Source organism: Rhizobium sp. BK377 (assembly GCF_014193935.1).
Classification (GTDB): Bacteria; Pseudomonadota; Alphaproteobacteria; order Rhizobiales; family Rhizobiaceae; genus Rhizobium.
This window is the reverse complement of record NZ_JACIAC010000005.1, coordinates 24,753-37,275: the sequence shown is the minus strand read 5'-3', so window position 1 is coordinate 37,275 and position 12,523 is coordinate 24,753. Positions and strand designations below refer to the sequence as shown.

The window sequence follows — 12,523 nt, the reverse complement described above, 5'->3', positions numbered from 1 at the left end:
GCCGTCCCTCAATTTGCCTTTATCCCCTGAATTTATTGGACTTCACAATCCTGTAACAACCGGCCTAATATACAAGTGCAGATGCCGAATCGATCCAGGAGGGCTCCTTGACGATTGCAGTCTCACCACAGGCCCTGCCAGCGCTCGTCCTGAACGCTGACTACCGGCCACTGAGTTATTACCCCTTGTCGCTCTGGTCCTGGCAGGACGCGATCAAGGCGGTATTTCTCGACCGTGTGAACATTATCGCGGAATACGAGCACGAGGTTTCCTCACCGAGCTTCTCGATGCGGCTGCCGAGCGTCGTGTGCTTAAAAACTTACGTTCAGCCGTCACGCAATCCCGCCTTCACCCGCTTCAATGTCTTCCTGCGCGACCGGTTCGAGTGCCAGTATTGCGGCGCTCATGACGATTTGACTTTCGACCACGTCATTCCACGTGCCCATGGCGGCGAGACGACCTGGGAGAATGTCGTGGCGGCCTGTTCGCCCTGCAATCTGCGTAAGGGCAGCAAGCTTCCGAAGCAGGCAAGCATGTTCCCGGCGCAGAAGCCGTACCAGCCGACCGTGCAGGATCTGCACAATAACGGTCGGCTCTTCCCGCCGAACTATCTGCATGACAGCTGGCTCGACTACCTCTACTGGGATACCGAGCTGCAGCCCTGATCGAATTGACTACGCAGTCTTCTTCACGCTCCAGAAGGCGAAGGCTGCGAGGATGAGGCTTGCGATCACATTCCAGCCCGCAAAGGACAGGCCGAGAACGCGCAGTGCTGCGTCCGTGCAGGACGGGCCTTTGATCGTGTTCAGTTCGCCCAGGAGATCGCCGGCGTTGGTGGTCATGCTGCTTGCCGTCGTCGAGCAGGTGGCTGGGCCTGGCCAGAAGTGCCACTCCACGCCTGCGTGATAGACGCCCATGCCGGCGCCCACGAGCATCAGGATACCGACCGCAAGAATGATGGCGCGCGTCATCCAGTTCGGCAGGCCGAGGAGAGCGGCAACCGCGCCAACGATCGCGATCGGAATGCCATAGTAGTAGGGCTGGCGCTGCAGCAGGCAGAGCGCACAGGGAATATAGCCGCCGATATACTGGAAGCCGAGAGCCGTGCCGACGACTACTGCCATAGCAATGGCGAGCAGCAGCGAGAGGACGAAGGCCGGGCGGACAAGCGGCGAGGTGGTGGCATTCATGGCGGAACTCCGCGAAGTTGGCTCAGTGGGCAAAATATCGGTAGGCTAGATATAGCACGATCACGACCGCCGCGCCGACGCCGACGATCTGGCCGAGGCGCTTCTCGATGAAGTGGCGGATCGGCTCGCCATAACGGCGCAGCAGCCAGGCAAGGAAAAGGAAGCGGGCGCCGCGGGCGATGATAGCCGAAACGATGAAGAGCGGCAGGCTGACGTGGATGACGCCTGATAGAATCGTCACGATCTTGATTGGCGGCAGGTGCGCCAGACCCGAGGTGACGAGGAGCAGCAGGATCGTCTCGTAGGTGACGTAGGACTTCATCTGCTCGAACTGATCGAGCTTGCCATAGAATTCCAGCACCGGGCGCGCGACAGCCTCGTAGGCATAATAGCCGAGCGCCCAGCCGGCGATGCCGCCCAGCACCGATGCGACGGTGGCGACGATTGCGTAGCGATAGGAGCGTTCGGGCTTGGCAAGTGCCATCGGCAGGAAGAGCACGTCAGCGGGGACCAGAAAGACGGAGCTTTCGACGAAGGCGATGACGGCGAGCCAGACTTCGGCCGATTTCTTCGAGGCCAGAGACATGGTCCAGTCGTAAAGTCTGCGGAGCATCCGGTTCCCTTCCTTGTTGCATCGCACAAAGCATTAGGGGGCGATCATGGTGCTGTAAATGCTCGGTCTACGGCTTCCGGGCATTCCCGCTGAAAATTTTCGTGATCTGATGCAGGCACTCCCTCCCAAGATCTTGCGGGATGGCAAAGACGCCAAACTACGTCAGGCTGGGTTGCGTTCGACGAATCCGGGCATGTCATGAAATTCAGGGTCATAGAGGGCGGGCTGAGTTCCGCAGGGGAGCGAAATAGGCAAGCGAGCGGTCGTGGGCCGGAGCGCGAGGATATCAGGCGCGAGGCGGCTCGTCGTTTGAGCGCCAGCGGCTATCACCGTTCCCGCATCATGGAAGCAGCCGGCGTGCCGATGCCGCCGGCGTTCCAATATTTCGCCATGCAGATCGATTTCGCTGCAGATGCCATCTGCCGGCTCGATCCCATCCCGGCCGATTTTCGTTCTGATCTTTACTGGCCGAAGCTGGATGACGCTGCGACGGCGTGATCGGGTTTCCGAGCGCCTATGACAGGTCCATGGATTTTTCCCACTGCTGGCGCATGACGTTCATCTCGGTGCGCTTCTGCGCCATTTCGCTGACGATGACGCGAAGGTTCGGGTGGCGAGACATGAACATGTTGAAGTCACGCCGCTCCAGTACTTCGAACTGGCAGAAATCGACAGCGATGACATCGGCCGTGCGGCGTCCGCCACTGAGCAGCGCCATTTCGCCAAAAAAGGCACCGGGCTCGAGCCGCACAGCGCCGCTTGCCAGCCGCACCTCTACCGCGCCAGAGGAGATGAAATACATGCTGTCGCCGCGGTCGCCGCGGCGGATGACGCGTTCGCCGGGCGAGGCGAGTTTGGGGTTGAACAGCAGGAGCAGTTCTTCCAGCGCGTCCTCGCCAACTTCGGAGAAGAGCGGGAAAGTCTCGACCAACTGCTGGATCCGCAGATAATGCTGACGCGCGCGCTCCTCGCCTAGTGCCCTGATTTTTTCTAGTTCCCGCGCCAAGGCGTCCTGATTTTTCCGGCCGTAACTTTCGTAGATGCGCGGCCAGTTCACCTTGATCTGGCGATTCAGCTTCTCCGCCACGAAGATGACGAGCGGGTTCAGCGTGATGGAGAGGATTGCTGCGGCGAGGATCAGATCCTGTCCTTCATGCGGCAGGAGCCCGAGCGAGACGCCGAGGCCGGCAAGGATGAAGGAGAATTCCCCGATCTGCGCAAGGCCGCCGGCAGCCGTCAGGCCCATGCCGATCGGATAGCGCAACAGGGCGACGATCCCGAAAGAGATAATTGCCTTGCCGACGATAATCAGCGCCAACGCCCCGATGACAGCCAAAGGCTGACGCACGATGATCGATGGATCGAAGAGCATGCCGACCGAGACGAAAAAGAGCACCGAGAAGGCATTCTGCAGCGGCAGGGAGTCGGCGGCGGCGCGATGGCTGAGGTGGGATTCGCTCATGACCACGCCGGCGAAGAAGGCACCCAGCGCAAAGGAAACGCCGAAGATCGCCGCCGAGCCGAAGGCGATGCCGAGCGCAATGGCGAGCACGGTGAGCGTGAAGAGTTCACGCGAGCCGGTGCGGGCGATCAAAGTCAAAAGCCAGGGCACGATACGCGGCCCGAGGAAGATCGCCATGGCGGCAAAGGCTCCGACCTTCAGCAAGGTGAGCGCGATCGTGGCCGAAAGCGGCAGGTCGAGACCATGCGAGGCGGTGTCGTTCGCATGTCCGCCCAGAAGTTCGGCGAGGGCCGGCAGCAGCACGAGCGCCAGTACCATGGCGAGATCCTCGACGATCAACCAGCCGACGGCTACGCGCCCGCCGGCTGTATTGACGAGGTTGCGGTCTTCCAGCGCTTTCAGGAGCACGACCGTACTGGCAACCGAAAGGCTGAGGCCGAAGACGATACCGGCGCCGAGGCTCCAACCCCAAAATTCGCCAAGGCCGACGCCGAGCAGGGTGGCAAGCAGGATCTGGCCAATCGCGCCCGGCACGGCGATGCCGCGCACAGCCAAAAGATCGGATGCGGAGAAGTGCAGACCGACGCCGAACATCAGCAGGATCACGCCCATTTCGGCGAGCTGGCTCGCAAGCTCCGTATCGGCGACAAAGCCCGGTGTGAACGGTCCCATGAGAATGCCGGCGAAGAGATAGCCGACCAGCGGCGGCAGTCGCAGCCTGTCGGCGCAATAGCCAAGAACCGCCGCAAAGACGAAACTTACAGCTACCGTCGCAATCAATCCCGTTTCCTGATGCATCCGCCCTCTCACAATGCCCCGCGGCCGGCACTTTAGGATGAAGCGCCGGCAAAGTTAAAGAGTTGATTTGGATGGATTAGACCTAGATGGCCGGCTTTTTTAGCGGAACCACTAAGCTCCCGTGTCGTTGCTTATATATGAAGACAAGGAGAAGAGAGATGCGAAAGATCATCATCAACTGCGCAATCGCTGCCCTTGCCCTGGGCTCGGCTGCAGCACCTGCAATGGCAGACAGCGTTACGGTCACACGCGAGCGTTCCTATGATGGATATGACGGATATGACCGTTATGACCGCGACCGGGTCCGACCCGGCGTTACCATCAGTGATCGCGGCATTACGTTCGGCGCGGTGCGCGAACGTGATCGCTGGCGCGATCGGGACCGTGACCGTTGCTACACGCGTAGCGTGACGCGCCAGACCGATGAAGGCACTGTCACAAAAACAGTAAGGCGGTGCGACTAAGCAGCAGGCTGAGTCCTGCATTTTGCGGAACTACAGCATCGTCCGCCACGGATAGCGCCCTCGCCCTTCGGGGCGTGGGCAAACACAAAAGAAATCTGTTATTGGAGATATTTGGTGCCCCATGCCGGGGTCGAACCAGCACTTCTTTCGAAACTCGATTTTGAGTCGAGCGCGTCTACCAATTCCGCCAATGGGGCAGCGAAATACGAGGCGGCTGTCTAACATGCGTTCGCCCGCGCGTGCAAGACGGCGGGCGAAGTTTTGGCGCTTAGAAATCCGGGTTTAGTGGGCGACTGCCTCACTTGAGGCAGTGAGGCCGGATTTCTTCAGCGTGATCGCCAGGACCGAGGCCAGCAGGCAGAAGGCGCCGGCGATGAAGAAGGCCGGCAGGTAGCTTTCCAGCGCCGTGCGCGACAGGCCGGCACCATAAGCTGCGGTGGCAGCACCAAGCTGATGACCGGCGAAGACCCAGCCGAAGACGAGGCCGGCTTTTTCACGGCCGAAGCGGTCGGCGGCAATCTTGACTGTCGGCGGCACGGTGGCGATCCAGTCCAGACCATAGAAGACGGCGAAGATCGAGAGGCCGTAGAAGCTGAAATCGCTGAAAGGCAGGAAGAGCAGCGAGAGACCGCGCAGGCCGTAATACCAGAAGAGCAGCCAGCGATTGTCGAAGCGGTCTGAGAGCCAGCCGGAGCCGATCGTGCCGAAGAAATCGAAGATGCCCATGACGGCGAGAACGCTGGCGGCTGCGACCGGCATAATGCCGAAATCGCCGCAGAGCGTCACGAAATGGGTCTGGATAAGGCCGTTGGTGCTGAGGCCGCAGATGAAGAAGGTGGCAAACAGGATCCAGAAGGTCGAGGTCGTCGAAATGTCTCTGAGAACTGTGATCGGTGTTGCAAGCGCTGCGGCGAGCGTGCCGCGGGCAGGGGCCGGCGTCACCTGGGTTTCGCCGACCGAAGGCAGGTTTACGTCCGAGGGGCGGTCACGCATGAAGAGCAGCACGAGAAGGGCCGCGACCATGATCATCGCGCAGACGAAGAAGACGGTGGCGCGCCAGCCGTAGCGTTCCGTGAGTTCCGCCATCAGCGGCAGGAAAACGAGCTGGCCGGTTGCTGAGCTTGCCGAGAGCATGCCGACGACAAGACCGCGATGCTTGACGAACCAGCGCGTGGAAACCGTGGCTGCCAGCACCATGGCGGTCAGGCCGGTGCCGAAACCGACGACGATGCCCCAGAGCGCCAGCAGATGCCAAAGCTTGGTCATGAACAGCGAACCGACGAAGCCTGCGCCGATCAAGGCAAGGGCGAAGACGATGACCTTGCGGACACCGAAATAGTTCATGAAGGCAGCTGCGAAGGGACCCATCAGGCCGAAGAGGATCAGGCGGATGGCGAGGGCAGAGGAAATTTGCGAGGTTTCCCAGCCGAATTCGTCCTGCAGCGGTTTGATGAGGACGCCCGGTGCGCCCATTGCGCCGGCGGTTACCAGCATGGTCAGAAAGGTGGCGGCGACGACAACCCATCCATAGTGAATGTTTCGCCGGGCAAGGGATGACGCAAGGACTGCAGAGACCATGGGCAAATTCCGTTATGACGTGAGGACCATATACAAGACCGCTTTACATGACGGTCATCATATTTGTTGCGTATTGATGATGGACATCATATAAATTGTCAAGCGACCATTTCCGGAGACGAAGAATGCGGGTCAGCCGCGAGAAATTTGCAGAAAACCGCGAGAAGATCCTGACGGCCGCCAGCGTGCTCTTTCGCGAGAATGGGTTCGATGGCGTCGGTGTTGCCGACATCATGAGGGCGGCGGGTCTTACACATGGCGGGTTTTACGGCCATTTCGAATCGAAAGACGACCTCGCGCTGGAGGTCAGCCGTAAGCTGATCGAGCGCGTGGAAGAACGCTGGCGTGAGCTAATCGCCGCTGAACCAGACAAGCCGCTTCAGGCACTGCTCGATCACTACATCCATTGGCGCACGGTCGACGATCCCGGCGGAAGCTGCGTGTTTGCCTCTCTGATCCAGGAAGTCAGCCGCAGCGAAGGCGCGGTTCGTGCGACCTTCAGCGAAGGGTTGTCCACGTTGGTCGATGTCCTGAAGGAGGTGGTGCCGGGTGCGACCGAGGAAGAGCGCCGCGCCAATGCGACATCGACGCTTTCATCGATGATGGGGGCCGTCATTCTTGCCCGTGCGGTGGAGGATCGGGCGCTCGCCGAGCAGTTTCTAGTCACAATGCGCCGCAAGCTCGACCCGGCACGGCAATCTTAAACCGCGCTGTTTCGGATTCGCTCGCTACGCCAGCGGTCTTTGACGGATGTCGTCGCGAAAGCGCGAGACGGCGCTTTACTTGAAGCCGGCGACGTTGTGCGGAATGTAGGGTGCTTCGAGTGCGGCTATATCATCGGCGCTGAGTTTCACCGTCAGTGCGCCGACGGCGTCCATCAGATGTTGCGCCTTGGATGCGCCGATGATCGGGGCAGTGACGGCGCTCTTCTGCAAGATCCAGGCGGTGGCAACCTGCGCTCTGGAAACGCCATGGGCCTTGGCGACTTCGGCAACCTTCTCGACGATCTTGCGATCGGCATCTTCGGCCTGCTTATAGAGCGTCTTGCCGAATTCATCGGTCTCGCTGCGGTTGGTCATCTCATTCCAGTCGCGGGTCAGGCGGCCGCGGGCAAGCGGGCTCCAGGGTATGACGCCGATCTTCTGGTCCTCGCAGAAGGGCAGCATTTCCCGCTCTTCCTCACGATAGAGCAGGTTCACGTGGTTCTGCATGCTGACGAATTCCGTCCAGCCATTCAAACGTGAGGTGTAGAGCGCCTTGGCGAACTGCCACGAATACATGGAGGAAGCGCCGATATAACGCGCCTTTCCGGCTTTCACGACATCATGGAGAGCTTCCAGCGTTTCCTCGATTGGTGTCGTATAGTCCCAGCGGTGGATCTGGTAGAGGTCGACATAATCGGTGCCGAGGCGGCGCAGGCTGTTGTCGATCTCATCGAAGATCGCCTTGCGCGACAGGCCGGCGCCGTTCGGGCCGGGGCGCATGCGGTTGAAGACCTTGGTCGCGAGAACAATATCCTCGCGCTTGGCGAAATCCTTGATGGCGCGTCCGACGATCTCCTCGGAGGAACCATTGGAATAGGTGTTGGCCGTGTCGAGGAAATTGATGCCGAGATCGATCGCCTGTTTGAGGAGCGCACGGCTTTCCACTTCCGGCAAGCTCCAGGCGTGGTTTCCGCGGTTGGGATCGCCATAGGTCATGCAGCCGAGGCAGATCTTCGAAACTTCGAGACCGGTCTTTCCTAGTTTTACATATTCCATGAAAGTGCTCCGCAATGAATTTCAGCGACTCCCAGGCGCATGCGCATGATGTAGCGCAGAAATCGCCGAAGTCTCAGCGAGCCTGACAGAGAATGTGTTGTGCAGTTAGCGCAATAATACCCGATGAGCGGGCGGAATGTCGTCTTATCATTGCGGGTTACACCGCTTGCGCATTCGGTCGGTGAGGTGTTAGCTGGTGCAGCATTTTACTGGATCATGCCCATGAAACTGCCGCCCGGCGATCGATATGACACGCTCTACCGCGATTTTTCCTGGCAGGTCCCCGAGGATTTCAATATCGGCCGCGCCGTCTGCGACGACTGGGCCGCGCGTGATCCTGATCGCGTCTGCCTCGAACATTTTAGTCCCGACAGCAACCATCTGTCGTTGACCTATGGCGAGCTTGCCACCCGTTCCTCATCCTTCGCCAATGCGCTTTCGGCACTTGGTATCAGCAAGGGGGATCGTGTGGCGCTGCTCCTGCCGCAATCCTTCGAGACGGTCATTTCGCATGTGGCGATCTACAAGATGGGCGCGATTGCCCTGCCGCTCGCGTTGCTTTTCGGTGTCGATGCGCTGGAGTACCGGCTGAAGGCTGCAGGTGCGACAGCTGTCGTCACGAATGGTTTCGGGCTAGCGCGCATCAACCAGATTCGCGAACGATTGCCTGATGTCAGACACGTCATCAGCGTCGATGGAGCCTCCGCAAGGACGCTCGGCTTTGCCGATCTGGTTTCTGCCTATTCCTCAACTTTTGAAATTACCCAGTCAGGCCCGGACGAGCCAGCGCTGATGATCTTCACGTCAGGCACGACGGGGCCGCCGAAGGGAGCGCTGCATGGCCACCGGGTTCTCGCCGGCCACATTCCCGGCATGCAGTTTGTCCATGAGGGTTTCCCCCAGGCGGGAGACAAGGTCTGGACGCCATCCGACTGGGCATGGGCCGGCGGACTGCTCAATGCGCTGCTGCCGAGCCTGATGCTCGGCGTGCCTGTTGTTTCCTCGCCGGCACAGAAGTTCGATGCCGATATGGCCTATCGCATCATGGCCGAGATGAAGGTGCGGAATGCGTTCATTCCGCCGACGGCGCTCCGGCTTCTGAAATCCGTCGAGGAGCCGCGCTCGAAATACGGTCTCGTGCTGCGCACCATCGGTTCGGCAGGTGAATCCCTGGGGCGCGAAACCTACGAGTGGGCGCGCCGCACGTTCGGCATTACCGTCAATGAATTCTACGGGCAGACGGAGTGCAATTTCGTACTGTCTTCGAGCGCTGCCTTCGGGGTAACGAAGGCCGGCGCAATCGGGCGCGCTTCGCCCGGCCACAGGGTGGCTGTTGTCAGCGACGAGGGCGTCGAACTGCCGGCCGGCGAACAGGGGCAGATAGCTATCGCCAGCCCCGATCCGGTGATGTTCCTCGGCTACTGGAATGACCCCGATGCGACGGAGAGGAAATATGCTGGGGGTTGGCTGCTGACCGGCGATATCGGCCGGCAGGACGCGGAGGGCTATGTCATCTTTGCCGGCCGTGACGACGACGTCATCACCTCGTCCGGGTACCGCATAGGGCCGGCGGAGATCGAGGACTGTCTCGTCGGCCATCCGGCCGTGCAGCTTGCCGCTGCCGTCGGCAAGCCAGATGTTCTGCGTACGGAGATCGTCAAGGCCTATATCGTGCTTTCGCCAGGCTACAACCCAAGCGCGGAGCTGGCAGCGGAAATCCGGGACTGGGTGAAAACCCGGCTTTCGATGCACGAATATCCGCGCGAGGTCGAATTCGTCGATGCGCTGCCGCTGACGACCACGGGCAAGGTCATTCGCCGACTGCTGCGGGAAAAGGCTGTGGTGGAAGCGAAAAACTAGCCGCGGCCGGCAAGCGACATGATCTTTTCGCGGAGCATCTTCGCCATATTGCGGGTGCTGCGGTACATGTGAAGCTGGGCTGCGACCTGGCGCATGTCGCGGTCACCGTTCTGGGTGAGGCCGATCACCAGCGTGCCCATCTCCTCGCGTTCCTGCCAGAAGCGACTCATGATCGGATGATCTGAGACGGCGCAGGAATCCGAACGTACGACATTGGCATCATCGAGATGCCACTCGGTCAGTTCGCTCATCAAAAGCTTGCCCGGCGAATAGCGGGAGTAATTTTCGTCATAGGCAGTCTTCCAGGTATAGGCCTCGCCGCCCATCATCAGCACGACCACGGCAGCGATTGCCTTGCCATTAACGTCGATTGTGTGGATGCGCACGGCATCGACTTCCGCCAGATTGGAGACAGCCTCGCGGGCAAAGGCGGTGTGATAACGGTCGGTCACCAGCGCGCTGCGGCGCTTGCCTTTCCAGCCGCCGGCCTCCAGCGCCAGGAATTCCTCGAAACGCATGTGAATCTCACGCGGCTGGCGGGCAACGGTGTGGACGACCGTGCCGAGCTCATCGAGCAGTCGCCACTGGCGGCGCATCTCGCGCTGGTGAGAGGAAGATACCGTGCGGCCGAGATAGACCATGGCGTCGTCATTGCTCTGCAGCATCGGCCGTTCGTAAGGATTGGCGACGGTCAGCGGCAGGTTGCGGCTAAGCGCCACGGCCTTCGCCATGCGCACGAAGATGCCGTTCAGCCGGACGTCCGGCAGCACCAGAGTGCCCGGGAGGCCGAGATCTGGCGTGACAAGGCCTTCGAAGAGATTGTCCAGCGTCTCGGCCGCGTCCTCCGCATCAACCAAGGGGGTGCCAAGCGGACCGAAACTGTTTGCCCAGCCGCGGATGATCGACGGGCCGACGGCGAAACCGGGTTTGTCGATCGAGAAGGGCATGAGCAGACGCATGCGGCTGCGATGTTCGTTTTCGTCGCGGATGATCGCGAAATTGACCTGCCGGTCTTCCAGCCGCGGCATGGCGGGCGCCAGGAAACGGCCGCTGAAGAAGACGTTCGGCTCCATCGCGCGGTTGGAAAGGAAGTCCAATTCTTCCTGCAGATCGTAACCCAGCTTGCCGGGGTAAAGGCAGAGCTCGCGCCCCAGCCGGCCGATTTCGATCCGTGCTTCAGCCTGCGGGGCTTCGAACTTGAGTGCGGCAAGATCGTGAACCATGCGGTTTGCGTTGCTGTCGGTGCTCTCGGTGATGGGTGGTAAACGCACCATCTATCGGGCTCTCATGTCTGGCGTTGCAGCGGAAGGGGTTGTAAAGGCAAAAAGCGTAAAGCCGAGTGCGCGGCGCACAAAGACATGCAGCAGGATCGCTTCCACGGCCATGGCGGAGGCCGTGGCGATCGCCGTGCCGGCGATGCCGTAACGCGGGATCAGCAGGAGATTGAGGCCGACATTGGCGGCGAGCGCTCCAGCATAAAGGGCGACGCAGAGGTTCTGCTTGCCTGCCATCATCAGCAGCGTCTCGGCGGGGCCGACCAGCGCCTTGGCAAGGATACCGCCCAGCAGGATCGCCATCAGGATGTAACCGGCCGTAAAGGCGCCGCCGAAAAGCGACAGCAGCAGATGCCCGGCCGCCAACACCGCGAGACCGGCTCCAAGCGCAGGCCAAAAGGTCCAGCGGGCGGCATCGGCAGCCGCAACCGCGAGATCGGCCCGGTTGCCTTCGGCGATAATCGAGGAGAAGCGCGGGCCGGCGGCCGCCTTCACTGAGAAATTGATGAAATGCACCAGCGCCATCGTCTTGGCCGCTGCGAAATAAATTGCGACGTCATGCGGCTCCAGGAAGATGCCCACGACGACGACATCGGAGTTGGTCAGCAGGAAGCTCACGCCCTCGATGAGGAAGATCGGGAAAGCAACGCCCAGCCATTCCAGGAAGTCCACCTTGCGCGGGCCGGCATCGTAATGCCTGCGCATCCGGTAGAGCGTGGCGGCATATTGGCCGAGTGCGGTGACGAAGGTTGCCGCGAGTGCTGCCTGCATGGCGGTGACTGCCGTGTGCGGTGCGCCGAAGAAGATCGCAGTCAGCATGAAGAGGATGATGAGGATCGGCCTGACAATATAGACCGGACTGAGCGCCATGACGGGCCAATGATTGGCCCGCGACGTGCCTTCGAGAATATCGCCAAGCGCGATCATCGGCATGGCCATGAGGCCGAGGAAGATCGGCACCAGATAATAGCTCTCGATCCTGTTGCCGAAGAAATGGAGGCCAAGCATGCCGGCGATGAGAACGGTCGTCCCCGAGAGCAGCGCGAAAACACGCGCGGAGCCGGTCAGGCCGCGGATTTCGGCGAAGGCGCCGGCAGCGCGATATTGCGGCAGGAAGCGGACAATCGCGGTGTGGAAACCGAGGCAGGAAAGATCGCCGCAGAGGACGACCAGCACCCACACGAAAACGAAGATGCCGTATTCATATTCGCCCATCAGCCGGGCGAGCACGATCTGCGACAGGAAGGCGAGGGCTGCACTGAGAATACGGATTGAAAACGCGATGAGTGCCATACGCTGGGCCGCGGCCTTGTCGCCCCGTTCCGTCAGAACTGCGGTAAGCATGCGCAGCACGCGGCCGGCGATCGGCCGCAGCCCCGCGGGCAGCATTTTTTCCGCTGTTTCTATGACCGCCATTTTAACACGCAAAACTCTAAGGGCAGGGCATTCGCACGGCCAAGTCTTGCCAGATCAGAGTTAAGAAACGGTATGCCCAACGAGGCGGCATTGCCCGCCGCGCCGATC

The 12,523-nt window shown here is 60.7% G+C and carries 12 protein-coding genes and 1 tRNA gene; 5 read left to right on the top strand and 8 right to left on the bottom strand.

The features are described 5' to 3' along the window. The first annotated feature begins 107 nt into the window (after positions 1 to 107). A complete protein-coding gene (locus FHT92_RS19775) occupies positions 108 to 665 on the top strand; it encodes an HNH endonuclease (RefSeq protein WP_007825539.1) in 558 nt (185 codons plus the stop codon). Between the two features lie 9 nt (positions 666 to 674). Here the strand turns inward: FHT92_RS19775 and FHT92_RS19770 are convergent, their stop codons facing one another. Next, a complete protein-coding gene (locus FHT92_RS19770) occupies positions 675 to 1,190 on the bottom strand; it encodes a disulfide bond formation protein B (RefSeq protein WP_183749621.1) in 516 nt (171 codons plus the stop codon). Between the two features lie 22 nt (positions 1,191 to 1,212). Next, the gene (locus FHT92_RS19765; RefSeq protein ID WP_183828574.1) at positions 1,213 to 1,803 is read right to left on the bottom strand and encodes a YqaA family protein; all 591 of its coding nucleotides are present in this window, start codon (positions 1,801 to 1,803) and stop codon (positions 1,213 to 1,215) included. Positions 1,804 to 2,001: 198 nt separating this feature from the next. Between FHT92_RS19765 and FHT92_RS19760 the strand changes: the two genes are divergently transcribed. Beyond that, positions 2,002 to 2,301, top strand: coding sequence for a hypothetical protein (locus FHT92_RS19760; protein WP_183749623.1), 300 nt, complete (start codon positions 2,002 to 2,004; stop codon positions 2,299 to 2,301). A 16-nt stretch (positions 2,302 to 2,317) separates the two neighbouring features. Here FHT92_RS19760 and FHT92_RS19755 read toward each other — a convergent pair whose 3' ends face one another. After that, complete coding sequence (locus tag FHT92_RS19755) at positions 2,318 to 4,063, bottom strand: cation:proton antiporter (RefSeq protein WP_183828571.1); 1,746 nt, start codon at positions 4,061 to 4,063, stop codon at positions 2,318 to 2,320. Positions 4,064 to 4,221: 158 nt separating this feature from the next. Here FHT92_RS19755 and FHT92_RS19750 point away from each other — a divergent pair, with 158 nt between their 5' ends. Then, complete coding sequence (locus FHT92_RS19750) at positions 4,222 to 4,527, top strand: hypothetical protein (RefSeq protein WP_183749625.1); 306 nt, start codon at positions 4,222 to 4,224, stop codon at positions 4,525 to 4,527. Between the two features lie 112 nt (positions 4,528 to 4,639). On the opposite strand, the gene FHT92_RS19745 is transcribed toward FHT92_RS19750, so the two are convergent. Next, positions 4,640 to 4,724: transfer RNA gene (locus tag FHT92_RS19745), tRNA-Leu, on the bottom strand. 85 nt (positions 4,725 to 4,809) lie between these two features. Next, on the bottom strand, positions 4,810 to 6,105 hold the full coding sequence (locus FHT92_RS19740; RefSeq protein WP_183749626.1) for an MFS transporter: 1,296 nt from the start codon (positions 6,103 to 6,105) through the stop codon (positions 4,810 to 4,812). 125 nt (positions 6,106 to 6,230) lie between these two features. Here FHT92_RS19740 and FHT92_RS19735 point away from each other — a divergent pair, with 125 nt between their 5' ends. Then, a complete protein-coding gene (locus tag FHT92_RS19735) occupies positions 6,231 to 6,809 on the top strand; it encodes a TetR/AcrR family transcriptional regulator (RefSeq protein ID WP_183749627.1) in 579 nt (192 codons plus the stop codon). Between the two features lie 75 nt (positions 6,810 to 6,884). On the opposite strand, the gene FHT92_RS19730 is transcribed toward FHT92_RS19735, so the two are convergent. Further along, positions 6,885 to 7,865 (bottom strand): aldo/keto reductase, encoded by a 981-nt coding sequence (locus FHT92_RS19730; protein ID WP_183749628.1) that lies wholly within the window; start codon positions 7,863 to 7,865, stop codon positions 6,885 to 6,887. Between the two features lie 222 nt (positions 7,866 to 8,087). Here FHT92_RS19730 and FHT92_RS19725 point away from each other — a divergent pair, with 222 nt between their 5' ends. Next, entirely contained in the window at positions 8,088 to 9,725 is a 1,638-nt protein-coding gene (locus FHT92_RS19725) for an AMP-binding protein (protein ID WP_183828568.1), read from the top strand. Here FHT92_RS19725 and FHT92_RS19720 read toward each other — a convergent pair. Both FHT92_RS19720 and FHT92_RS19715 read right to left on the bottom strand, forming a co-directional pair. After that, positions 9,722 to 10,999 (bottom strand): GNAT family N-acetyltransferase, encoded by a 1,278-nt coding sequence (locus FHT92_RS19720; RefSeq protein ID WP_183828565.1) that lies wholly within the window; start codon positions 10,997 to 10,999, stop codon positions 9,722 to 9,724. The genes FHT92_RS19725 and FHT92_RS19720 overlap by 4 nt on opposite strands. Next, positions 11,000 to 12,415, bottom strand: a complete 1,416-nt coding sequence (locus tag FHT92_RS19715) for an oligosaccharide flippase family protein (RefSeq protein WP_183828562.1) — start codon at positions 12,413 to 12,415, stop codon at positions 11,000 to 11,002. It lies immediately after the preceding gene. Positions 12,416 to 12,523: the final 108 nt, after the last annotated feature.